Source organism: Brevundimonas variabilis (assembly GCF_014199945.1).
Lineage (GTDB): Bacteria > Pseudomonadota > Alphaproteobacteria > Caulobacterales > Caulobacteraceae > Brevundimonas > Brevundimonas variabilis.
On the sequence record NZ_JACHOR010000001.1, the window covers coordinates 634,230 to 656,458 of the forward strand.

Consider the following 22,229-nt stretch of genomic DNA (forward strand, 5'->3'; position numbering starts at 1 on the left):
AACGAGCCCTTGCGTCCGCCCTGCAAAAGCCGTGCTAGATCGAGCTGCCCATGACCCTGTCCACCCAGACCCCAATCGCCGACGCCTGGTCCGCCTTCGACGCTGCTGCGGCGCGTGACGGTCAGGCCCGGATCGTGGATCAGTTCGCCGCCGACCCCGGGCGGCTGGCGCGGATGACGGTCGAGGCCGCCGGACTGTATCTCGACCTGTCGAAACAGAGCTGGACCCGCGAGGCGTTCGGGACCTGCCTCGATCTGGCCCGCGCGGCCGATGTCGAGGGCCGTCGCTCCGCCCTGTTCGCCGGCGAGGCCATCAATGGCACCGAGGGCCGCGCGGTCCTGCACCCGGCCCTGAGGGCTGCACGAGGGAGCAACTTCCATGCGCTTGGCGAGGCGGTGTCTTCGGAAGTGGATGCCGTGCGCGCCGACATGGCCGCCTATGCCGAAGCGGTGCGCGCCGGCACTGAAACCGGTGCGACCGGGAAAGCCTTCACTGCGATCGTCCATATCGGGATCGGCGGATCCGATCTGGGGCCGCGTGTCGTCTGGGACGCGCTCAGGCCGCTTGCCCCCGCGATCGACCTGCGGTTCGTCGCCAATATCGATCCGCGCGACATGGCCGAGGCCCTGACCGGGCTGGATCCCGAAACCACCCTCGTCATCGTCGTGTCCAAGACCTTCACGACCCAGGAAACCCTGGCCAACGCCGAGGCGGCCCGGGCCTGGCTGGCGTCAGCCCTGCCCGAAGACGGTCAAGACCGGCATTTCATCGGCGTGACGGCTGCGCCGGACCGGGCAAAGGCCTTTGGCTGTGCCCGGACCTTTGCCTTCCGCGACTGGGTCGGCGGGCGATACTCGCTTTGGTCGGCCGTCAGCCTGAGCTGCGTCATCGCCCTGGGGCCCGACGTGTTCGACGGCCTGCTGGCCGGGGCGGCCGCCATGGACGACCATTTTGCCGAAGCGCCGCTGGACCGGAACGCGCCGGTCCTGATGGCCCTGGCGCAGATCTGGAACGTCGATGGCCTTGGCCGTCCCGCCCGGACCGTTGCCCCCTATGCCCACGCCCTGCGGCGCCTGCCGGCCTTCCTGCAGCAGCTGGAGATGGAGTCGAACGGCAAGCGGGTCCATCGCGACGGATCGCCTGTCACGCGCCAGACCTGCCCCGTCGTATTCGGCGAGCCTGGCACCAATGGCCAGCACGCCTTCTTCCAGCAGATCCATCAGGGACCCCAGGTCGTGCCGGCCGAGTTCGTCATCGTCCGGGCGACCCATGAGGACGCTCCGGAGAGCCCGCTCTGGTCCAATGCCCTGGCCCAGGGGCAGGCCCTGATGCTCGGCAAGACGACGGAGCAGGCGCACGCCGAACTGATCGCATCCGGCGCGGATACGGCCGAGGCCGATAGGCTGGCCTCACACAAGACCTTCCCCGGCAACCGCCCCTCGACCGCGATCGTCATGGAACGGGTGACGCCGGAGACCGTCGGGGCCCTGCTGGCGCTTTACGAGCACAAGACTTTCGTCGAGGGCGTGATCTGGGACATCAACAGCTTCGACCAGTGGGGGGTCGAACTGGGCAAGGTGCTGGCCAAGGCCATCCTGAAGGACGTCGCGGCCGGCGGGCCCTCCGATGCGCTCGATCCCTCGACAGCCGGGCTTCTGAGCCGGTTGATCTGAGGTCTCGACATGGCCGATCACGCCACGCCCAACCTGCCGGCCCGGGACTTCGATGCGACTGCCGAATTCTATGGTGCGCTGGGCTTCGAGACCGGCTGGCGTGACGACGGCTGGATGATCCTTGAGCGCGGCGAGCTGATGCTGGAGTTCTTCCCCTATCCGGACCTGGACCCGTTCTCGAGCAGCTTTTCCTGCTGCCTCCGCCTCGATGCTATCGATCCGCTCTATGCGGCGGCGGTGTCCGCGGGCGTGCCCGAGGCCAGGACCGGCCATCCCCGCCTGCATCCTGCTACGGTCGAGGCCAGCGGCATGCGGATCGCCTATCTGATCGACCCCGACGGGACCCTGCTCAGGCTCGTCGAGAACAGGGACTGACCGACAGCAAAAGGGGGCCCGAAAGGCCCCCTTTCTCTTCTGCTGGCCTGACGACTACCAGCGACGGTCGTAGCGATAGTCCCGGCGCGTATCGCGACGCTCTTGTCGCTCATAGCGGCGGATTTCCCGGCGATTGTAGCCATCCCGACTGTTGATGTTGTGCTCCCGCTCCCAGTGTCCCTGGTTCCGGTAACAGCGGCCACCGCGGTAGTAGTCGCAGTCCGACCGGCCACTCGACACACCTACACCGAGTGCGGCACCGGCCAGGGCGCCACCCGCAATATAGGTCGTGTCGCCATTGCCGATGGCTGCGCCAGCGATGCCGCCGACGACGGCGCCCAGGATCGCATTGCGCGTGCCGTCATCGCGATCGCGGTTCTGGGCCGAGGCGGGGCTGGCGGCCATCAGGGTCAGGGCAAGGGTGCCGACGGCGAATGTGCTGAGGGTCTTCATGATCGGTCTCCTTTTTTCGGGACGCCGAACCCGGCGTTGATGCGGCCCTTGTAGCGTCCGCTGGCTGAACGTTCCTGCAGGCCACCATTCACCGGACGTTCATGTCGCCCCCCCCCTGGCGGGCCGCGTCATCAAAAATTCACCACCCTGCTTCCCGAAGCCGAGCTTGACGCTGCAAGGGCCGGACCCTACTTGCAGGGCGCGTTAGCACTCTCGGGGTCCGGCTGCCAAAAGTCGGTGGCCCGGGTGCTGGCGGAAAAATCCTGAGTCCAAACCGGAGAACACACAGATGGCGTTTCGTCCCCTCGGCGACCGCGTGCTGGTCAAGCGCGTTGAAGAAGAATCCAAGACCAAGGGCGGGATCATCATCCCCGACACCGCCAAGGAAAAGCCCCAGGAAGGCGAAGTCGTCGCCGTCGGACCCGGCGTCCGTGACGAGCGCGGCACGGTCAACGCCCTGGAACTGAAGGCCGGCGACCGCATCCTGTTCGGCAAATGGTCGGGCACGGAGGTCAAGCTGGAAGGCGAAGACCTGATCATCATGAAAGAGTCGGACGTTCTCGGCGTCCTCTGAGTGATCCGTCGCCGGCGATGAGCGGCTGGCGCGACCGACACCGGTTCGCCGCCGCCGCTGATCCCGGCCATCCCTGATCACCAAACCCAAACCCCTACTTTGAAGGAGCTGCCTCATGGCTGCCAAACAAGTTCAGTTTTCTACCGATGCCCGCGAGAAGATGCTGCGCGGCGTCAACGTCCTCGCCAATGCCGTCAAGGTGACCCTGGGTCCCAAGGGCCGCAACGTCGTGATCCAGAAGTCCTTCGGCGCCCCGCGCTCGACCAAGGACGGCGTCTCGGTCGCCAAAGAGATCGAGCTGGAAGACGCCTTCGAGAACATGGGCGCCCAGATGATCCGCGAAGTCGCGTCCAAGACGAACGACAAGGCGGGTGACGGCACCACCACCGCAACCGTCCTGGCCCAGTCGATCGTGCAGGAAGGCCTCAAGTCCGTCGCCGCCGGCATGAACCCGATGGATCTGAAGCGCGGCATCGACAAGGCTGTCGCCGCCGTGATCGCCGAGATCAAGTCGACCTCCAAGAAGGTCAGCGCCAACTCCGAGATCGCCCAGGTCGGCACCATCTCGGCCAACGGCGACACCGAGGTCGGCGAAATGATCGCCAAGGCCATGGAAAAGGTCGGCAACGAGGGCGTCATCACCGTCGAGGAAGCCAAGACGGCTGAAACCGAACTGGACGTCGTCGAAGGCATGCAGTTCGACCGCGGCTACCTGTCGCCCTACTTCATCACCAATGCCGACAAGATGGAGGTTCAACTCGAAGAGCCCCTCATCCTGCTGTTCGAGAAGAAGCTGTCGTCGCTGCAGGCCATGCTGCCGATCCTGGAAGCCGTGGTCCAGTCGGGTCGTCCGCTGGTGATCATCGCCGAGGACATCGAAGGCGAGGCCCTGGCCACCCTGGTGGTCAACAAGCTGCGTGGCGGCCTGCGCGTCGCTGCCGTCAAGGCACCGGGCTTCGGTGACCGCCGCAAGGCCATGCTGGAGGACATCGCTGTCCTGACCGGCGGCCAGGTGATCTCGGAAGACCTCGGCATCAAGCTCGAGAACGTCACGATCGACATGCTCGGCAAGGCCAAGAAGGTCACCATCACCAAGGACGACACCACCATCGTGGACGGCGTCGGCGAGAAGGACGCGATCGAGGCCCGTATCAGCCAGATCAAGCGCCAGATCGAGGACACCACCTCGGACTACGACAAGGAAAAGCTGCAGGAACGTCTGGCCAAGCTGGCCGGCGGCGTTGCCGTCATCCGCGTCGGTGGCTCGACCGAAGTGGAAGTGAAAGAGAAGAAGGACCGCGTCGACGACGCCCTGAACGCCACGCGTGCAGCCGTTGAAGAAGGCATCGTCCCCGGCGGCGGCATCGCCCTGCTGAAGGCGACCAAGGCGCTCGAAGGCCTGACCGGTGACAACGCCGACCAGACCGCCGGCATCGCCATCATCCGTCGCGCCATCCAGGCCCCGATCCGCCAGATCGTGGAAAATGCCGGCGTCGAAGGTTCGATCGTGGTCGGCAAGGTGCTCGAGAACCCCTCGCCCACCTACGGCTTCAACGCCCAGACCGAAGAGTATGTCGACATGATCCAGGCCGGGGTCATCGACCCTGCCAAGGTCGTTCGCACGGCTCTGCAGGACGCTGCCTCCGTGGCCGGCATCCTGATCACCACCGAAGCGGCCGTTGCCGACGCACCGAAGAAGGCCTCGGCCGGCGGTGCCGGTGGCCACGGCGGTGGCGGCATGGGCGGCATGGGCGACATGGACTTCTAGTCCTCGCTCAGATCCGTCTGAACGAACAGGGGGCGGGTCCGGCAACGGACCCGCCCTTTTCGCTGGCCGAAGGCCTCCGCCTTGCCTTTGCCGCCCTTTTCCCGCATAAGCCCGCGCTTCCGGCGCAAGTGAACCTCGCGTCTCCACCGGGACGACCTCTTTCCTGGTGCTGTCGCGCTCCGCGCTGCCTGAGCACAGCCCTTCGGGCTCAGGCAGGCCGCAAGACCGATAGCCCACAAAGAACGAGCCCGGCGAGAACCCCCTGCCGACGTGAGCGTCGCCAGGGGCCGTTGTCGTATGGAGCCGCGTCACCCGCCCCATGAGGTAGCGAATGTTCGAGGCTCTGAACGAGCGACTGTCAGGCGTCTTCGACCGGATCACCGGTCGCGGCGCCCTGTCCGAGAAGGACGTGGCGGAGGCGATGCGCGAGGTGCGCGTGGCCCTGCTGGAGGCCGACGTCGCCCTGCCGGTCGTCAAGGACTTCATCGCCTTCGCCACCGAGCGTGCCACCGGCGAGGAGGTCATCCGCTCGGTGCGGCCCGCCGACCAGGTCATCAAGATCGTCTATGACGGTCTGATCGAGATGCTGGGCGGCGAGGAGCCGACGCCGCTCAACACCAATGCCACCCCGCCCGCCGTGATCCTGATGGCCGGCCTGCAGGGCTCGGGCAAGACGACGACCTCGGCCAAGCTGGCGCTGCGGTTGACGAAATTCGATCGCAAGAAGGTCATGATGGCCTCGCTGGACACGCGGCGTCCGGCGGCCATGGAGCAGCTGGCCACGCTGGGCAAGCAGATCGAGGTCGCCACCCTGCCGATCGTGGCGGGTGAGAGCGCGGTCCAGATCGCAAAGCGGGCCCTGACCTCGGCCAAACTCCAGGGCTTTGACGTCCTGATCCTCGACACCGCCGGCCGGATCACCCTGGACGAGGCCCTGATGGCCGAGGTGGCCGAGGTCGCCCGGGTGTCGAACCCGGTCGAGACCCTGCTGGTCGCCGACAGCCTGACCGGTCAGGACGCCGTGCGGACGGCCAAGGCCTTCCACGAGCGCCTGCCGCTGACCGGCCTGATCCTGACCCGCGCCGATGGCGATGGTCGTGGTGGGGCCATGCTGTCGATGCGGGCCGTCACCGGCCTGCCCATCAAATACATGGGCTCGGGCGAGAAGGTCGACGCGCTCGACGTGTTCGACGCCCGCCGCGTGGCCGGCCGTATCCTGGGCCAGGGCGATATCGTCGCCCTGGTCGAAAAAGCCTCGCAGGACCTGGACCAGTCCAAGGCCGAGGCGATGGCCCGCAAGCTGTCCAAGGGTCAGTTCGACCTGAACGACCTGGCGACCCAGCTTCAGCAGATGAAGAAGATGGGCGGGCTCCAGGGCATCATGGGCATGCTGCCCGGCGTGGCCAAGATGAAGTCCCAGATGGCCGACAGCGGCATCGACGACCGGATGATCGCCCGTCAGGAAGCCATCATCAGCTCCATGACCAAGGCCGAGCGCAAGAAGCCTGACCTCCTGAACGCCAGCCGCCGCAAGCGGATCGCCGCCGGTGCCGGGGTCGAGGTGCAGGACATCAACCGCCTGCTGAAACAGCACCGGCAGATGGCCGACATGGTCAAGTCGATGTCCAAGGGCGGCGGCAAAAAGATGCAGCAGATGGCCGCCATGATGGGTGGCCTCGGCGGCGGTGGCGGCATGGGCGGACCCGACATGGCCCGCCTCAAGGCGCTGGGCGGCGGCAAGATCGAGCCCAGTGCAGACGAAATGAAAGCCCTCCAGGACCGGCTCTCCGGCCTGGGCGGCGGTTCCATGCCGGGAGGGCTTCCCGGCCTGCCCGGCTTCCCTCCCAAGAAAAACTGATTACCCAGAAAGAGACTGAAAATGCTTAAGATTCGTCTGGCCCGCGGTGGTGCCAAGAAGCGTCCCTACTACTACATCGTCGTTGCCGACAGCCACGCTCCCCGCGACGGCAAATTCATCGAGCGCGTCGGCACCTACAACCCGATGCTGCCGCGCGACGGCGAAAAGCCCCGCGTCAGCCTGAAGGCCGACCGGATCTCGGAGTGGCTGTCCAAGGGCGCCCAGCCGACCGACCGCGTCGCGCGCTTCATCTCGCAGGACGAAAGCCTGGCCGGCAAGGTCAAGTGGAGCCAGTCCAACAACCCGAACAAGGGCACCCCGGGCAAGAAGGCCCAGGAACGTGCTGCCGAGCGCGCACAGCGCGAGGCCGACCGTGCCGAAGCCGAGGCCGCTGCCAAGATCGAAGCCGCTGAAGCCGCCCAGAAGGCCAAGGAAGAAGCCGCCGCTGCTGCTGAAGCTGCCAAGAACGCACCGCCGGCTGAAGAGCCTGCTGCAGAAGAGGCCGCACCGGAAGCCGCTGCTGAAGAGGCTCCGGCCGCTGAAGAGCCCGCTGCCGAAGACAAGACCGAGGCCTGATCCCTCTTTTTATCCGCTCACCCCGGCGAAAGCCGGGGCCCAGTGCTTTTGCCTTGAACGCGCTGCCATACGATAGAACTGGGTCCCGGCTTTCGCCGGGATGAGCGGATGAACGGGTTCCTCGACATGACCGAAAAATCCAGTCTCGTCCTCGTCGGCCAGGTCGGCGGAGGTTTTGGTGTCAAGGGCGAGGTCAAGGTCACGGCCTTCACCGCCGACCCTCTGGCCCTGAGGGCCTATGGCCCCCTGCTCCGTGCGGACGGCTCACCTGGCCTGACGCTGAGTTCCGCCCGTCCGACGAAGGAGGGCATCGTCGGTCGCGCCGCCGAAATCCAGACCAAGGAACAGGCCGACGCCCTGCGCGGGCTCAAGCTCTATGTCCCCCGTGACCGGTTCCCGGCCCCGGACGAGGACGAATTCTATCTGGCCGACCTTATCGGGGTCGAGGCCCGCGATCCTGAAGGGCAGGTCCTCGGCACCGTTCGTGCGGTGCAGAATTTCGGCGCCGACGACATGCTGGAGATCACCCCGGCCGCCGGGGGCCAGACCTGGTATCTGCCGTTCACCAAGGTCTGCGTTCCCGACCTGCATCTGTCGGACGGCTGGCTGCTGGCCGTGCGTCCGACCGAAGTCGGCGAGCGCGAGCCGGACTAGTCGGTGGTGTCGTCGATCGGCGCGTCCGGGCCATTCTTCTTGATCGACTCGATCGCATTCCTGGCGGACGCCTTGGAGGCATAACCCTCGGTCGAGAACATCGTCTCGGAATTGTACTTGAACCGGACCCGGAACTCGCCGGCCTTGTCCTTGTAGATCTCGAATTTGTGCGCCACGTCCGCCTCCACGGGTCGACGATCGACCGGGGCGTAAACTGCCACAGTGACGCTTCTCGTCAATCATGGATATGCCGCAAACGGGGATGCGACCCGGCGGTGATGCGACACCCGCCGTGATCTGTGCTATCGTCCTGTCTTCCCCGTTTTTCAGGATCTTCGTCTTGAGCATCACGCTCGATCTGTCACGCGCTACAGCCTCTGCCCCCAGGCCTCCCGTCAATCTGTCCGGACTGACGCGCGAAGGCCTGCGTCAGGCCCTGATCGACGCCGACATCTGCCCGCCGGACAAGGCGCGGATGCGCGCGAGCCAGGTCTGGGGCTGGATCCATCATTTCGGGGTGACCGACTTTGCCGCCATGTCGAACGTGGCGAAGGACACCCAGGCGAAACTGGCCGCCGCCTTCACCCTGGCCCGGCCCGAGATCGTCGAGCGCCAGGTGTCGAAGGACGGCACCCGCAAATGGCTGATCCGCACCGCCCCGGGCATCGAGGTCGAGGCCGTCTATATTCCCGACGTCGGCCGGGCCGGGGCCCTGTGCGTGTCGTCCCAGGTCGGCTGCACCCTGAACTGCACCTTCTGCCACACGGGCACCCAGGCCCTGGTCCGCAACCTGACCGCCGCCGAAATTGTGGCCCAGGTCCAGGTCGCGCGCGATGATCTGGAAGAATGGCCGTCCCCCAAGGAAGACCGTCGCCTGTCCAACATCGTCTTCATGGGCATGGGCGAGCCACTCTACAATCTCGACCACGTCTCGGACGCGATCGACATCATTTCGGACAATGAGGGTATCGCCCTGTCGCGGCGGCGGATCACGGTCTCGACCTCCGGCGTCGTGCCGATGCTGGAGCCGCTGGGCACGCGGACCCAGGCCATGCTGGCCATCAGCCTGCACGCCACGAACGACGCCCTGCGCGACGTCCTCGTGCCGTTGAACAAGAAATACGATCTCGCCCAGCTGATGGACGGCATCCGGGCCTATCCAGGCATCTCCAACGCCCGCCGGGTCACCTTCGAATACGTCATGCTGAAGGGCATCAACGACAGCCCGGACGAGGCCCGCGCCCTGGTCAAGCTGATCGAGGGCATCCCCGCCAAGGTCAATCTGATCCCGTTCAATCCCTGGCCCGGCACGGACTACGAGTGCTCGGACTGGAAGACGATCGAACGCTTCGCCGCGATCCTGAACAAGGCGGGCTATGCCTCGCCGATCCGGACGCCCCGGGGCCGCGACATCCTGGCGGCCTGCGGCCAGCTGAAGTCCGAAAGCGAAAAGATCCGCGCCAGTGTCCGGCGCGCGGAGAAGGCGGCGGCCTAAGCAACCCTGCGACGAGCATCCCATGAGGGTGCGTCGAAATCCGTGGCCTTGGCAACGGCGATCAAAGGTGCATCGTCATCATGGCTGCTGCGCTCGGCGACCACGATGTCGCCCGGCTGAAAACTCCACGTTTCGTCGTCTGGCACGGGGATGCTGGCCAAACGATATGTTGTTTCGCCCAGTCGCTCCGCCGCGACAGGTCGCCAGACGTCCGTGCCTTCATCCAGCAGGCGCACGTGGACCGTGCTCATTTCAGTAGATGAAACCATCGCCGCCGACATGGATCACGCCTCCCGAGGCATCGTCGATCACGACGGATCGCCCTGTTTGTGGATGAACATAGCGCGTGGCCGTGCCACCTGTCTCGTGACTGACCGCCATATGACGCTCACCAAGGGAGAGGGCTTCCTCGATTTGAGCCATGGTCCAGCCTCGACTCACCATCTGGCGGGAAAGCCTACCGGGAGATTTGACCATTCAAGACCCCCCGATCACACCGATCCAATAGGCACAAACCTATCCAGGATAGAGAATATCTTCAAACACCATTATTGGTAGACTGCTTCGCGGATTGTTTGCCCGCCGCAGTTAGCCCCGCGACTGTCATCATGTTATGAGCCCCGCCCCTTATAGTGACGGCATGTCCGTCGTGGTCGAGCCGTCAGGAGTGCGTGAATGAGCAGGGTGTTGGTTATCGGTGCCGGTGGCGTCGGATCGGTCGCGGTCCACAAGATGGCGATGAACGCCGACATTTTTTCGCACATCACCCTGGCGTCGCGCACGAAGTCGAAATGCGACGCCATCGCCGCCTCGGTGAAGGACCGGACCGGTGTCGTCATCGACACCGCGGCGCTGGATGCCGATGATGTGGCCGCGACCACGGCCATGATCCGCGCGGTAAAGCCGGCGCTGGTCGTCAACCTGGCCCTGCCCTACCAGGACCTGAACATCATGGACGCCTGTCTGGCGGCCGGCGTGAACTATCTCGACACGGCCAATTACGAGCCGCGCGAGGAGGCGAAATTCGAATACAAATGGCAGTGGGCCTATCAGGACCGCTTCCGCGAGGCGGGCCTGATGGCGCTGCTGGGCTCCGGCTTCGACCCCGGCGTCACCTCGGTGTTCACGACCTATACGAAGAAACACCTGCTGGACCGGATCGACACGCTCGACATTCTGGACTGCAACGGCGGCGACACGGGCCTGCCGTTCGCGACCAATTTCAATCCCGAGATCAACCTGCGTGAAGTGACGGCCCCGTCGCGGCACTGGGAAAACGGCCAGTGGGTCGAGGGTCCGGCCCTGAGCCACAAACAGGTCTTCGACTTCGACCAGGTCGGGCCGAAGAACATGTATCTGATGTATCACGAAGAGCTGGAATCGCTGGCGAAATTCTATCCGGAGATCAAGCGGATCCGGTTCTGGATGACGTTCGGCGACTCCTATCTGAAGCATCTGGAAGTGCTCGAGAACATCGGCATGACCCGGATCGAGCCGATGATGTTCCAGGGCCGCGAGATCATCCCGATCGAGTTCCTCAAGGCCCTGCTGCCCGAGCCCTCGTCGCTGGGCCCGATCACGCGCGGCAAGACCAATATCGGCACCATCGCCACCGGCGAGAAGGACGGCGTGGCGCGCACCGTCTACGTCAACAATATCTGCGACCACGAAGAGGCCTATGCCGAGACCGGCAACCAGGCGGTCAGCTACACCACCGGCGTCCCGGCCATGATCGGGGCGGCCCTGATGCTGACCGGTCAGTGGACGGGGGCGGGCGTGTTCAACATGGAGCAGCTGGATCCCGATCCCTTCATGGACATGCTGAACCGCCACGGCCTGCCCTGGAAGGTGCAGGATCTCGACGCCCCGCTCGCCTTCTGACCCGGACCGTTTGATGGCTATGCAGACCCAGGCCGGTGATCCCGGTGCCTTCGCACGCTTCGACCTGAACCGGGTGCCGTCGCCCTGTTTTGTCGTCGACGAGGTCGCGGTGCGCCGGAACCTGGCGATCCTGAAGGACATCGGGGACCGCAGCGGCGCCCGGGTCCTGCTGGCGCTCAAGGCCTTTTCGATGTGGTCGCTGGCCGATGTGGTGGGCGAATATCTGGACGGATGCTGTGCCTCCGGCCTATGGGAAGCGCGGCTGGCCCGCGAACACTACAGGGGCGAGCTGAGCACCTATTCGCCCGCCTACAAGCGCGACGACATGATGGAGGTCCTGACCCTGTCGGACCACGTCATCTTCAACTCGCCGGGCCAGATGGCGCAGTTCTCGGACCTGATCGCCGAAGCGCGGGCGGGTGGGGCCGTGTTCGAGATCGGCCTGCGGCTGAACCCCGAACATTCCGAGGCCGAGGTCGCCAAGTACGACCCCTGCCAGATCGGCTCGCGGCTGGGCTTTCCGGTGTCGCAGCTACGCCCGGAGCATCTGGAAGGCGTTGACGGCCTGCACATGCATGCCCTGTGCGAACAGGGCTATGAGCCGCTGGAGCGGCTCTGGGCCTCGCTGGAGCCCAAGATCGCCGGCGTCGCCCGATCGCTGAAATGGCTGAACCTCGGCGGCGGGCATCACATCACCCGGGCGGATTACCGGCGCGACGACCTGGTCGCCCTGCTGCGCGGCATTCACGAGCGCCATGGCGTCCAGGTCTATCTGGAACCGGGCGAGGCCATTGCGCTGGATGCCGGGATCCTGATCGGGGAGGTGCTGGACACCCTCGAAAACGGCCAGGCCATCGGCATCGTCGACATCTCGGCCACCTGCCACATGCCCGATGTGATCGAGGCCCCCTACCGACCCGCCATGCTGAACGAGGTCGAGGACGGGGTCGCGGTCCGGCTGGGCGGGCCGTCCTGTCTGGCCGGGGACATCATCGGCGACTACGGCTTCGCTTCGGTGCCAGCGCCCGGCACCCGCATCGCCTTCCTCGATCAGGCCCACTATTCGATGGTCAAGACCAACACCTTCAACGGCGTCCCCCTGCCCGCGATCGCGCTCTGGAACAGTGACACCGACGCCTTGAGGGTCGTGCGGGCCTTCGACTATCCGGAATTCCGCGACAGGCTGTCCTGAGGGGCCGATACCCGACCATTGGCTAATGGCTTTGTGGGACCGCAGGGTCTGATACCGTCCGGACAGCCGACCGGAGCCGATCATGACCCAAGCCTTGTATGCCGCGCGCCTCATGTCCGCCGCCGAGGCCGTGGCCCTGATCCCCTCAGGGGCCCGTGTGGCCATGGGGCTGGGGGTGTCGCAGCCACCGGCCATCCTGAAGGCCCTCGCCGACCGGGCCGAGGCGCGGCAGGTGGAGGGGCTCCGGCTCTACTATCTGCTGTCAACCGCCATCGCGGGCGACACCGTGCTCCGTTACGACCTGATGGACCGGATCCAGCCGAACAGCCTGTTCTACGGCAAGGTCGAGCGGGCGCTGGAGGTGCAGGCCCGGGCGGACGGTCGGCGGGTCGTGGAGCTGATCCCCACCGGCTTCCAGCAGACGCCGCGCCTGCTGACCCACGAGATCGGCGTCGACACCCTGCTGACCACGGTCTCGCCCATGGACGCAGAGGGCTACTTCAGCTTCGGCACCAACACCGACTACAACCAGCCGGTCTCCAGAACGGCGAAGCGGGTGATCCTCGAGGTCAATCCCCACATGCCGCGCGTGTTCGGCGACTGCACCATCCATGTCAGCCAGGTCACGGCCCTGGTCGAGCATGCCGTGCCCCTGCTGCAGGTTCCGAAGGCTGCGCCCCAGCCGGCGGACACCCTGATCGGCGGGATCATTGCCGGGCTGATCGAGGACGGATCGACCCTGCAGATGGGCATCGGGGCCCTGCCGGACGCTGTCTGCGCCGCCCTGCACGACCATCGCGACCTCGGGATCCACACCGAGATGATGACGCCCGGCCTGGTCGCCCTGATGAAGGCCGGTGTCGTCAACGGCGCTCGCAAGTCCCTGCACCCCGGCAAGGCAGTCTTCGCCTTCTGCATGGGGGATCAGGACACCTATGATCACCTGCACGAGAACCCGGATCTGGAAGGTCATCCGGTCAGCTACACCAACGATCCCGCCGTGATCGCCCGGAACGACCGGATGATTTCCGTCAATGCGACCCTGGAGATCGACCTGCACGGGGCCTGCTGTTCCGAATATCTGAACGGCAGCCAGTTCACGGGCTCCGGCGGCCAGCTGGACTTCGTGCGCGGTGCCTACCGGTCCGACGGCGGGCGTTCGATCATCGCCTGTCATGCGACGGCCGCGAAGGGGACCGTCTCGCGGATCGTGCCCCGGCTGGCAGGCCCGGTGACCACGCCGCGCAACGACACCCACATCGTCGTCACCGAATACGGCCGCGTGGATCTGAAGGGTCTGGGATCCTCGGACCGGGCAATGGCCCTGATCGGCCTGGCCCATCCAGATTTTCGCGATGGCCTTCAGCAGGCCGCAAGCCAGCAGGGGCTGATCTGAACGAAAAGGCTCCAGATTTCAGCCTTGGCTAACAGGGTTGCACGAGTGTGCGGAGCCGCCTAGACGCGCCGCCGGTCCTCGCTGGGAGGGCCCGAAAGTGCATCTGCCGTGGAAGCTTTCCTGATCTCGACCGGCCTCGTCTCCATTGCGGAGATCGGCGACAAGACCATGCTGCTGGCCATCATGCTGTCGGCGACCTGGCGGCGGCCGCTGCCGATCATCCTGGGCATTCTGGCAGCGACCCTGGCCAACCATCTGTTCGCCGCCATCGCCGGCTCCGTGCTGGCCCGGTTCATGGACGGGGAGTGGCTGCGCTGGGTGGTCGGCATCGCCTTTCTGGGCTTTGCAGCCTGGGCCCTGATCCCGGACAAGTTCGAGGAAAAGGCCGAGGTCGTCGAGAAGACCTTCATGGGCATCTTCTGGACCACGACTGCGGCCTTCTTCGTCATCGAGATGGGCGACAAGACCCAGGTCGCCACCGCCATGATGGCCGCCCGGTTCGAGACCGTCCTGCCCGTCCTGGCCGGATCGACCCTGGGGATGATGCTGGTCAACGGCCCCGCTGTCCTGCTGGGCGAGGTCGCGGCACGCAAACTTCCGCTGGCCTGGATCCGGCTGGCGGCGGCGGCTGGCTTTGCTTTGACCGGTCTCTGGGTCTTGGTGTTCGGTTAGGAGTTTTGATCTAGGTTATCAACAGTTGACCATCAGGCCCGTCGGGCAGCCGAATGTTCACGGGGGATTGGGCGGGATGAAGGGTCGCTGGCGACTGTTCAGACACGAGGCGGGACAGGCGGCGGGACCGCCGCCCCTGGCCTATGTGGCCTTGTACTGCGTCTGCATCCTGGTCGGACTCTGGAGCGCCCGGACCTTTGGCGAAATCGTCATCTGGCCGACCAATGGCGTGATGCTGGCCGCCCTCCTGCAGCTGCATCGTCGTCAGGCCATCGGAACGGTGGCGGTCTGTTTCGCGATCAATCTGGCCAGCAATCTCTGGCGGGGCGATCCGATGCCGTTCCTGCTGTTGAACCCGGTGATGAACCTGTTCCAGGTCGTGCTGGCCGCCGTTCTGGTGCGGCGCGTCGGCGGAGCGGCCCTGGACCTGCGTCGTCCACGCCGTCTGTTCGCCGTGAGCCTTCTGGCCATTCTGCCCGCCGTTCTGGCATCGGCCGTGATCATGGTCAGTCTGGCGGCCGCTGTGCGGGACTATAGCCTGCCGGTCTATATCTTTACCCTGCAGCGCTACTTCGGAATGGAGTTGCTGGGCCTGCTGATCGTCACGCCCACGCTGCTTCTCATCGCCCGCGCCCATCGCTTCCGGGGGGTCGCCAAGGCCTCACGCCTCGAAGTTGCCGGCCTGATGCTGCTGTTGACGGTCGTGACGACCGGGGTGTTCAGCCAGAACGTTGCGCCACTGCTCTTTCTGGTCTTTCCGCCGATCGTGCTGATCGTGTTTCGCCTTTCGCCGCCCTGGGTCGCGGCTTCGATCATGATCGTGGCCATCATCGGGGCGATCGGCTCGCTCTCCGGGCAAGGGCCCGTGATGATGACGCGGCTGCTGGACATTGCCGGCCTCGAATCCGTCCAGGATCTTCAGAGGCGGTTGAGCCTCTATTACCTGTTCCTTCTGGTCCTGATCCTGACCGCCGTGCCGCTCAGCACCCTGATGTCCGAGCGGCGTCGCCTGATCGCGCGGCTCGAAGCCCGGACTCTGGCGGCTCAGGTCGCGCGTCGCCAGGCGGAACAGTCGGCGGCGACCAAGTCGCGCTTCCTGGCCCTGATGAGCCATGAGATGCGCACGCCGCTGCACAGCGTCGTCGGCTATGCCGAGGTGCTGGGACGCAGATCGGACCTCAAGGCCGATGCCCGCCGCCAGGCCGATCTCATCCAGGAGGCCGGAAACGCATTGCTGGTGCTGGTCGAGGACGTGCTGCAGGTTTCGCGCGGCACCGACGCCCTGTGTCTGGGTCGGGCGCATCTGCCGGATCTTCTGGCCCAGGCCACTGTACCCTTCCGCGAGATCGCCGAGCTCAAGGGCCTGACCCTTCGGATCGAGATCGATCCGGGCGCAGACCTGCCAGTCTGGACGGACGCCAAACGCCTTCGACAAGCCATCCACAAACTGGTCGACAACGCCGTGAAATTCACCCGGGTCGGCCACGTCCTGGTCCATGCCGCGCGGGATGGGGACATGCTCACCCTGACCGTGTCCGACACCGGATGCGGCATCGACGTCGCCATCCTGCCGGATGTCTTTGACCCCTTTGTCCAGAGCGATGATTCCATCGCTCGCGACCATGTGGGTGCCGGTCTCGGGCTGGCCGTCGCGCGACAGCTGGTCGAGCGACTGGGTGGTCGCCTGACGGTCGAAAGTCGCGCCGACCACGGGTCAGCCTTCACCATCACCCTGCTCCTGCCGGCGCTTGAAGCACAGGTCGACAGTGCGGCGATGAAGGCGGTGGACGACGGCCCCAGGGTTGCCCCGCCCCGGGTACTGGTCGTCGATGACCATTCAGGCAATCGCGAGGTTGCGCGCCTGATGCTGGCACCGACCGGCGCCGAGATTGTGGAAGCCTGCGACGGACTCGAGGCCGTCGAGATGGCGAAGACCCAGTCCTTTGATCTGATCCTGATGGATGTACGCATGCCCCGCATGGACGGGCTGGCCGCGACACGCGCCATCCGGGCTCTGGGCGCGCCGTCGAGTACGGTTCCGATTCTCGCCGTGACGGCGGATGCCATGCCCGAGGACGCCGAGCGCTGTCTTTCTGCCGGCATGAACGGGCATCTGGCCAAGCCGATCACCCATACCGCTCTCTATGCCGCTATAGACCGGGTGATGACGGACTCCGAAGCGACGGCAGCCGCCGAAGCCGCCTAAGCGGCCCGAGCGGCCCGTCCCCAGGATCGTCCCCAGATCCCTGCAGGCTCCACGCTACATCTGGTGTCCGCGACAAAATTGACCGCTACATAGCCGCTTTTGGACTTGCTGACGGATGAAGTTGGCCGCATGGTGAACGCCTGTTTCGACGTGCCATGCGGGGACCACCATGACCATCCACACGCCGATCATCCGGGCCGACGCGCCGGGCCTGCTGACCGCGTCAGCCGCCTACAAGCCCTTCCGCTATCCGTGGGCGTTCGACATGTGGAAAAAGCAGCAGCAGGTCCACTGGATGCCCGAAGAGGTGCCGCTGGGCGAGGACTGCAAGGACTGGGCGGCCAATCTGAACGACGGCGAGCGGAACCTGCTGACGCAGATCTTCCGGTTCTTCACCCAGGCCGATATCGAGGTGCAGGACAACTACATGGAAAAATACGGTCGGGTGTTCAAACCGACCGAGGTCAAGATGATGCTGGCGTCGTTCGGCAATATGGAGACGATCCATATCGCGGCCTACGCCCTGCTGCTCGAGACGATCGGCATGCCCGAGAGCGAGTTCGGCGCCTTCATGGAATATGAGGCCATGCGGGACAAGCACGACTATATGGGCAAGTTCGGGGTCGAGACCGACGCCGACATCGTGCGGACCCTGGCCATGTTCGGCGGCTTTGCCGAAGGGCTTCAGCTGTTCGCGTCATTCGCCATGCTGATGAATTTCCCGCGCCAGAACAAGATGAAGGGCATGGGCCAGATCGTCAGCTGGTCGGTGCGTGACGAGAGCCTGCACTGCGAGGGCATCATCAAGCTCTACCACGCCTTCAACCAGGAAACCGGTGCGGTGACCAAGTCCGTGGCCAGCGACATCGTCGAATGCTGCCGTACCGTGGTCGAGATGGAAGACAAATTCATCGACCTGGCCTTCGAGATGGGGCCGGTCAACGGCATGGTGCCGGACGACATCAAGAAATACATCCGCTTCATCGCCGACTGGCGCCTGCGCCAGCTGCAGCTGCCGGAACTCTACGGCGGCTCGCGCGAGAACCCGCTGCCGTGGCTCCAGTCGCTGCTGTCGGGCGTCGAGCACGCCAATTTCTTCGAGGCGCGCGCCACGGAATACTCCAAGGCCGCGACCCAGGGGTCCTGGCACGGCGCGGACGGCGTCTGGGGCGAGTTCGACAAGATGATGGCCCGTCGCGACATGAGCCTGGTCCCGAACTGAATTCACGGGCCGGGACTCGCCAGACCGGCGTGTTCCGGCTACGTTCTCTTCAAGCACGGGGGAACGCGCCATGACCGACGAGATCGTCTTCTACACAAATCCGATGTCACGCGGACGCATCGTCCGCTGGATGCTCGAGGAGGTCGGTCAGCCTTATCGGACCGAGATCCTGGAATACGGCACCACGATGAAGTCGCCTGAGTATCTGGCGGTCAATCCGATGGGGAAGGTCCCCGCCGTGACCTGGCAGGGTGTGACCATCACGGAATGTGCGGCCATCTGCGCCTGGCTGGCCGACGCCTTTCCGCAGGCCGGACTGGCCCCGGCGCTCGGTGATCCCGGGCGTGGGACCTATCTGCGCTGGATGTTCTTTGCCGCCGGGCCGATGGAGGCTGCGGTGACCGCCAAATCCCTGGGACTTCTGGCCCCCGAGGACAAGCAGGGGATGGCCGGCTACGGCACCTTCGACCACGTTGTGGGGGCTCTGGAGCGCGCCGTCAGCGAGGGTGACTACATCTGCGGCGACCGGTTCACGGCGGCGGACGTCTATGTCGGCAGCCAGATCCAGTGGGGGCTGATGTTCAAGTCCCTGCCCGACCGCCCGGCCTTCATCGACTATGCGGCGCGGATCGGCGGTCGACCGGCCGCCGCAAGGGCCCGGGCCCTGGATGACGCCCTGATGCCGAAACCGGACTGAGCCTCAGTCCAGACGCATGGCCTCGGCGAGAAGCCGGGCGTCGGCGGCGCGGCTGGATCCGGTTCGCCAGGCCACCACGATTTCGCGGCGCGGGGCATCTGCCGCGATGTGACGGATCACGACATTGGCATTGTCGGCCAGACCGGCCCGCACGGCCATCTCGGGCAGGAAGCTGACCCCGAGGCCCGAGCCGATCATCTGCACGAGCGTATGCAGGCTGGTGGCGGCAAAGACATCGTCGCCGCGCGGGATGTTGATGTCGAAGGCGGCGAGGGCCTGATCGCGCAGGCAGTGGCCATCCTCGAGCAAGATCAGGTCATCCGCCTTCAGCGACCCGGGCTGGATCGGGCCGGGAGCGGCCAGAGGATGGCCGACGGGAGCCGCCGCAAGGATCTCGTCGTCACCGATCCGGGCATGGTCGATGCCGCTGGCCTCGTACGGCAGGGCGATGACGGCACAATCCAGCTGTCCGGCCTTGAGGGCGGCGATCAGGCGGGGCGTCAGGTCCTCGCGGATGAACAGCCGAAGCGCCGGATGATTGGCCTTCAGCGCCGGCAGGGTCGCGGGCAGAAGAAAGGGAGCCACCGTCGGGATGATACCCATGCGCAGACGCCCGGAGAGCGGTCGCCCCGCATTGCGCGCCGCCTCGACCAGATCCTCCGTCCGCGCGAGCACATCCTCGCCCCTTCGGCAGGCCTCTGCCCCGACCGCGGTGAGCTGGACGTTGCCCCGCGTGCGCTCCACGACCGGGGCGCCGAGGATCCGCTCCAGCTCCTGCACGCCCGAGCTGAGGGCGGGCTGGCTCACGTGCGCCGCCTCGGCCGCGCGACTGAATGAGCCATGCTCGGACAGGAGTTTCAGATACTGGAGCTGACGCAGGGTCGGGAGCATTCGACATCCATAGCGAAAAGCTCTGGTGATGCACGCTTTAATCGACCAGATTTATGGTTCGATTCACCAAAGTCATCTCGTTCCCGAGATCAGGGCTCCGCAATTGGCATCCTCTGCCAGACCCGGATCGATGAAGGGCAGCAAGGCCACCAGAGGGTTGATCAGAGCGCCCAGAATGCCTGCGATCCCGACCTGCCCGGCTATGGCCGATCCCTCTATGCCGATGTTCGGGCGGTTCAGCGCGCCGCGGATCGTGACCGGGGCCCAGACCCGCAGCAGTCTCGGCTTCTTGGTCTCTCCGTCGAACCGAAGATCAAAGGTCTCCGCACCCAGATCGATCGTCCCACGGCCGGTGGCGATCACGACATCGGTATCCACGACCAGAGTGCGCGCCGTCGCCACCCCGCCCGCGACCGTAAAGTCCCCCACGGCACAGCGAACACCCGAAATGCCCTGATCGCCTGACAGCAAGAGCCTGAGCCCCCGTCCGGCATTGATGCCAAGAAGTTCGGCAAAGGCTGTTCGCATCTGGCCCTGTGGCATGACCACGCTCATCGTGCCTTTGGAGGCTGCAGCGAACGCATGCAATGACGCCCCGGGCCCCTCCAGTCTTGCCCTGCCAAGCGCTCGACCCGTCAGCGGTTGAGCGCCGCCTCTTGCAGGGATCACGGACTCGACCGGATAGCCCGCCAGCCGGAAGTCGATCTCGCTATAGGGCACAGCCTTTGTCGCATCGACCCGGGCCGTGCCGATCAGAGTGCCGCGTTCAAAGGCGAATGCCACCGGATTCAGTTTCAGGATCCCGTCCTGAAGTTCGGCTCCCAGCCGGACCTGACGCAGGGCAAAATCGTTTCGCTTCACGGAGGCCGCCCGAAAACTGAGCGTCCCGTCCATGGCCCGCAGCCGCTCCACCTGCAGCGGTGCATCGGGCAGCAATTTGCCGGGCAGGCCCGAGCCGACCACCGTATCGTCGTTGCTGGTCGACTGCACCTTCGCCCCGAGCACCACGGACAGGTCGTCGATGTCCATGGACCGTGACGAGAGGTCCGCCGTGACCCTCAGGCGCTCGCCGGTTCGGTCGACCTCGACGCGCCCCGCCAGGTCGCTGGCCCCGACCTTTCCCTCGACATCGTTCAACATCCATCGGTCGCCATCGCGGGTCAGAGCCGCCGTCAGGCGGTAGGGGGGCGTGTCGGGCGTGGCGACACCGGTCAGCGGAAACTGGTCGGCCATGTTCAGACCGCTCAGGGTCAGGGTCGCATCGAACCGCCCGAAATTGAACGGCCTCAGGAGACGCCCCTCGGCAGCCAGCGATGACCCAGCCCCTTCAAGGATGGCGCTGAAGGCATAGGGGCGGTCGCGGCGGATATTGACGAAAGCGCCCCCCTGCACGGCCAGGGTCAGGGGCTGACCATTGCGCGTCCCCTTGCCGTCTAGATGAAAGCCCGTCCGTCCTTCCACGCCCGGGGCCGTCTCCCTCGCGGTGATCCGGGCATCGAGCGCGATGTCACGGGAGAGGTCGCGATACAGCATCCGGCCGTCGGTGATGGTCAGCCGCTGGATCAGCGGCAGGGTCGTCGGCTCATCGTCCCGGTTATCGGGATCGAGGACCCAACTCCGGCGACCCTGCTGATCCACGATCATGACAGCCACCGGCCGGGTTATCGCGAGCCGCACCAGCTCGATCTGGCCGACCAGCAGCCTGGACAGTCGAACGGTGGCATCGATCCGACCCACATCCAGCGTATCCGCACCGCGGGCCCACGCGGGTCCACCGACTTTCAGCCGGGAGATACTCAAGGACGGCGTGGGGCTGAACAGCCGCACATCCAGATCGCCAGCGATGACGATGTTGCGGTCGTAGTGGCTCGAGGCCCAGCGCCCGACCGGACCCCGCAGCAGGTTCCAGTCGAACAGGGCCAGCGTCAGAAACAGGACGGCGATCAGTCCCAGAGCAACCGAAGACGCCCATGCCTCCGCCAGGCCAGGCTTCCGCCATCCCCGATAGACCGGATCGTTTTCAGCCAGCCAGTCACCCTGGCGGCGTCCCCAGGCCGCTGCGGGTGCCAGGGCCCCATCCCTCAGGGGAGACCAGTCCGTCAGTTTTTTCAGCGGGTTGGTCAAGCAGCAGCGTCCAGGGTTGGATGGGGCAACGCGCAGAAGGCCACTTAGCGCCACGCCGCGACGAGCGGTCTCCAAAAATCCAGGGAAGGCTCGATTGTCGCCATCTCTTCTTTTTTTTGTCGCATAACATTTACAATCGCGAAATTGCGCGCATTATTGCTCCGAACCCTGATCGTATTCGGGACTTTTGAGGAGCCCGCCCATGACCCGTATCGCTGCCATCACCGTCGCTGCCGCGACCCTCGTCGCCGCCCTGCCCGCCTTTGCGGCAGACGGTCCCCAGACCAGTCCGGTCAAGCTTCAGCGCGTGGTCATGCAGTGCGATACCGACCAGGCCACGCGCCGCGGCTTCATGCGTCAGCACGGAGTGGCCCCGACCTTCATCACGGCCGATCAGGCTCTAGCCGCCCGCGCTGCGGGCGAGACCTGGGCAGCGCCCCGCTGCATGACCGCGCGCGAGCATGCCCGGCTGAGCCAGGTGCTGACCAGCTACGCCGCCGTTCGCTAGATCGGCGATGGCCT

General features: G+C 65.6%; 22 protein-coding genes. 16 read left to right on the top strand and 6 right to left on the bottom strand.

The window, feature by feature from the left end; all coding sequences use genetic code 11:
- Nucleotides 1–74 precede the first annotated feature (74 nt).
- Together pgi and GGR13_RS03060 are read left to right on the top strand one after the other, a co-directional pair.
- Complete coding sequence (gene pgi / locus GGR13_RS03055) at nucleotides 75–1,673, top strand: glucose-6-phosphate isomerase (RefSeq protein WP_343060296.1); 1,599 nt, start codon at nucleotides 75–77, stop codon at nucleotides 1,671–1,673.
- Nucleotides 1,674–1,682: 9 nt separating this feature from the next.
- Nucleotides 1,683–2,048, top strand: a complete 366-nt coding sequence (locus GGR13_RS03060) for a bleomycin resistance protein (RefSeq protein ID WP_183211972.1) — start codon at nucleotides 1,683–1,685, stop codon at nucleotides 2,046–2,048.
- A gap of 54 nt (nucleotides 2,049–2,102) precedes the next feature.
- Here the strand turns inward: GGR13_RS03060 and GGR13_RS03065 are convergent, their stop codons facing one another.
- Nucleotides 2,103–2,501: a hypothetical protein gene (locus tag GGR13_RS03065; RefSeq protein WP_183211973.1), complete on the bottom strand. Its 399-nt coding sequence runs from the start codon at nucleotides 2,499–2,501 to the stop codon at nucleotides 2,103–2,105.
- A gap of 289 nt (nucleotides 2,502–2,790) precedes the next feature.
- Here GGR13_RS03065 and groES point away from each other — a divergent pair, with 289 nt between their 5' ends.
- The 5 genes from groES to rimM all read left to right on the top strand — a co-directional run bounded on the left by groES (nucleotide 2,791) and on the right by rimM (nucleotide 7,931).
- Nucleotides 2,791–3,075 (top strand): co-chaperone GroES, encoded by a 285-nt coding sequence (groES, locus tag GGR13_RS03070; protein WP_013267610.1) that lies wholly within the window; start codon nucleotides 2,791–2,793, stop codon nucleotides 3,073–3,075.
- A gap of 115 nt (nucleotides 3,076–3,190) precedes the next feature.
- The gene (gene groL / locus GGR13_RS03075; protein ID WP_183211974.1) at nucleotides 3,191–4,843 is read left to right on the top strand and encodes a chaperonin GroEL; all 1,653 of its coding nucleotides are present in this window, start codon (nucleotides 3,191–3,193) and stop codon (nucleotides 4,841–4,843) included.
- A gap of 331 nt (nucleotides 4,844–5,174) precedes the next feature.
- Complete coding sequence (gene ffh / locus GGR13_RS03080) at nucleotides 5,175–6,701, top strand: signal recognition particle protein (RefSeq protein ID WP_183211975.1); 1,527 nt, start codon at nucleotides 5,175–5,177, stop codon at nucleotides 6,699–6,701.
- A 21-nt stretch (nucleotides 6,702–6,722) separates the two neighbouring features.
- On the top strand, nucleotides 6,723–7,277 hold the full coding sequence (rpsP, locus tag GGR13_RS03085; RefSeq protein WP_183211976.1) for a 30S ribosomal protein S16: 555 nt from the start codon (nucleotides 6,723–6,725) through the stop codon (nucleotides 7,275–7,277).
- A 126-nt stretch (nucleotides 7,278–7,403) separates the two neighbouring features.
- Nucleotides 7,404–7,931, top strand: a complete 528-nt coding sequence (gene rimM / locus GGR13_RS03090) for a ribosome maturation factor RimM (protein ID WP_183212284.1) — start codon at nucleotides 7,404–7,406, stop codon at nucleotides 7,929–7,931.
- Here rimM and GGR13_RS03095 read toward each other — a convergent pair.
- Entirely contained in the window at nucleotides 7,928–8,107 is a 180-nt protein-coding gene (locus GGR13_RS03095; protein WP_183212285.1) for a DUF1508 domain-containing protein, read from the bottom strand. The two genes, rimM and GGR13_RS03095, sit on opposite strands and share 4 nt — an antisense overlap.
- A 164-nt stretch (nucleotides 8,108–8,271) precedes the next feature.
- Between GGR13_RS03095 and rlmN the strand changes: the two genes are divergently transcribed.
- A complete protein-coding gene (gene rlmN, locus GGR13_RS03100) occupies nucleotides 8,272–9,426 on the top strand; it encodes a dual-specificity RNA methyltransferase RlmN (protein ID WP_183211977.1) in 1,155 nt (384 codons plus the stop codon).
- Here rlmN and GGR13_RS03105 read toward each other — a convergent pair.
- Nucleotides 9,423–9,707 (bottom strand): hypothetical protein, encoded by a 285-nt coding sequence (locus GGR13_RS03105; RefSeq protein ID WP_183211978.1) that lies wholly within the window; start codon nucleotides 9,705–9,707, stop codon nucleotides 9,423–9,425. The genes rlmN and GGR13_RS03105 overlap by 4 nt on opposite strands.
- Nucleotides 9,679–9,849 (bottom strand): hypothetical protein, encoded by a 171-nt coding sequence (locus GGR13_RS03110; RefSeq protein ID WP_183211979.1) that lies wholly within the window; start codon nucleotides 9,847–9,849, stop codon nucleotides 9,679–9,681. Before GGR13_RS03110 ends, GGR13_RS03105 begins: the two co-directional genes overlap by 29 nt.
- Before the next feature lie 252 nt (nucleotides 9,850–10,101).
- Here GGR13_RS03110 and GGR13_RS03115 point away from each other — a divergent pair, with 252 nt between their 5' ends.
- From GGR13_RS03115 to GGR13_RS03145, 7 genes are all read left to right on the top strand, one after another.
- A complete protein-coding gene (locus GGR13_RS03115; RefSeq protein ID WP_183211980.1) occupies nucleotides 10,102–11,307 on the top strand; it encodes a saccharopine dehydrogenase family protein in 1,206 nt (401 codons plus the stop codon).
- Nucleotides 11,308–11,320: 13 nt separating this feature from the next.
- Nucleotides 11,321–12,499: a carboxynorspermidine decarboxylase gene (locus tag GGR13_RS03120; RefSeq protein ID WP_246347645.1), complete on the top strand. Its 1,179-nt coding sequence runs from the start codon at nucleotides 11,321–11,323 to the stop codon at nucleotides 12,497–12,499.
- An 82-nt stretch (nucleotides 12,500–12,581) separates the two neighbouring features.
- Nucleotides 12,582–13,895 (top strand): acetyl-CoA hydrolase/transferase family protein, encoded by a 1,314-nt coding sequence (locus GGR13_RS03125; protein WP_183211981.1) that lies wholly within the window; start codon nucleotides 12,582–12,584, stop codon nucleotides 13,893–13,895.
- A gap of 108 nt (nucleotides 13,896–14,003) precedes the next feature.
- On the top strand, nucleotides 14,004–14,567 hold the full coding sequence (locus GGR13_RS03130) for a TMEM165/GDT1 family protein (protein ID WP_183211982.1): 564 nt from the start codon (nucleotides 14,004–14,006) through the stop codon (nucleotides 14,565–14,567).
- A 25-nt stretch (nucleotides 14,568–14,592) separates the two neighbouring features.
- Entirely contained in the window at nucleotides 14,593–16,773 is a 2,181-nt protein-coding gene (locus GGR13_RS03135) for a response regulator (RefSeq protein WP_183211983.1), read from the top strand.
- Between the two features lie 169 nt (nucleotides 16,774–16,942).
- Nucleotides 16,943–17,995, top strand: coding sequence for a ribonucleotide-diphosphate reductase subunit beta (locus tag GGR13_RS03140; RefSeq protein WP_183211984.1), 1,053 nt, complete (start codon nucleotides 16,943–16,945; stop codon nucleotides 17,993–17,995).
- A gap of 70 nt (nucleotides 17,996–18,065) precedes the next feature.
- Nucleotides 18,066–18,692: a glutathione S-transferase family protein gene (locus GGR13_RS03145; protein WP_183211985.1), complete on the top strand. Its 627-nt coding sequence runs from the start codon at nucleotides 18,066–18,068 to the stop codon at nucleotides 18,690–18,692.
- 3 nt (nucleotides 18,693–18,695) lie between these two features.
- Here GGR13_RS03145 and GGR13_RS03150 read toward each other — a convergent pair whose 3' ends face one another.
- Nucleotides 18,696–19,583, bottom strand: a complete 888-nt coding sequence (locus GGR13_RS03150) for a hydrogen peroxide-inducible genes activator (protein WP_183211986.1) — start codon at nucleotides 19,581–19,583, stop codon at nucleotides 18,696–18,698.
- Between the two features lie 72 nt (nucleotides 19,584–19,655).
- Nucleotides 19,656–21,707, bottom strand: coding sequence for an AsmA family protein (locus tag GGR13_RS03155; protein WP_246347646.1), 2,052 nt, complete (start codon nucleotides 21,705–21,707; stop codon nucleotides 19,656–19,658).
- Nucleotides 21,708–21,909: 202 nt separating this feature from the next.
- On the opposite strand from GGR13_RS03155, the gene GGR13_RS03160 reads away from it, so the two are divergent.
- Nucleotides 21,910–22,215, top strand: a complete 306-nt coding sequence (locus tag GGR13_RS03160) for a hypothetical protein (protein ID WP_183211987.1) — start codon at nucleotides 21,910–21,912, stop codon at nucleotides 22,213–22,215.
- The last annotated feature ends 14 nt before the right edge of the window (nucleotides 22,216–22,229 follow it).

Bases quoted from the DNA above. Each gene is read 5' to 3' on its own strand.
- GGR13_RS03060 (WP_183211972.1), top strand. From the start codon at position 1,683: ATGGCCGATCACGCCACGCCCAACCTGCCGGCCCGGGACTTCGATGCG.
- GGR13_RS03065 (WP_183211973.1), bottom strand. From the start codon at position 2,501: ATGAAGACCCTCAGCACATTCGCCGTCGGCACCCTTGCCCTGACCCTG.
- groES (WP_013267610.1), top strand. From the start codon at position 2,791: ATGGCGTTTCGTCCCCTCGGCGACCGCGTGCTGGTCAAGCGCGTTGAA.
- groL (WP_183211974.1), top strand. From the start codon at position 3,191: ATGGCTGCCAAACAAGTTCAGTTTTCTACCGATGCCCGCGAGAAGATG.
- ffh (WP_183211975.1), top strand. From the start codon at position 5,175: ATGTTCGAGGCTCTGAACGAGCGACTGTCAGGCGTCTTCGACCGGATC.
- rpsP (WP_183211976.1), top strand. From the start codon at position 6,723: ATGCTTAAGATTCGTCTGGCCCGCGGTGGTGCCAAGAAGCGTCCCTAC.
- rimM (WP_183212284.1), top strand. From the start codon at position 7,404: ATGACCGAAAAATCCAGTCTCGTCCTCGTCGGCCAGGTCGGCGGAGGT.
- GGR13_RS03105 (WP_183211978.1), bottom strand. From the start codon at position 9,707: ATGTCGGCGGCGATGGTTTCATCTACTGAAATGAGCACGGTCCACGTG.
- GGR13_RS03110 (WP_183211979.1), bottom strand. From the start codon at position 9,849: ATGGCTCAAATCGAGGAAGCCCTCTCCCTTGGTGAGCGTCATATGGCG.
- GGR13_RS03115 (WP_183211980.1), top strand. From the start codon at position 10,102: ATGAGCAGGGTGTTGGTTATCGGTGCCGGTGGCGTCGGATCGGTCGCG.
- GGR13_RS03120 (WP_246347645.1), top strand. From the start codon at position 11,321: ATGGCTATGCAGACCCAGGCCGGTGATCCCGGTGCCTTCGCACGCTTC.
- GGR13_RS03125 (WP_183211981.1), top strand. From the start codon at position 12,582: ATGACCCAAGCCTTGTATGCCGCGCGCCTCATGTCCGCCGCCGAGGCC.
- GGR13_RS03140 (WP_183211984.1), top strand. From the start codon at position 16,943: ATGACCATCCACACGCCGATCATCCGGGCCGACGCGCCGGGCCTGCTG.
- GGR13_RS03145 (WP_183211985.1), top strand. From the start codon at position 18,066: ATGACCGACGAGATCGTCTTCTACACAAATCCGATGTCACGCGGACGC.
- GGR13_RS03150 (WP_183211986.1), bottom strand. From the start codon at position 19,583: ATGCTCCCGACCCTGCGTCAGCTCCAGTATCTGAAACTCCTGTCCGAG.
- GGR13_RS03160 (WP_183211987.1), top strand. From the start codon at position 21,910: ATGACCCGTATCGCTGCCATCACCGTCGCTGCCGCGACCCTCGTCGCC.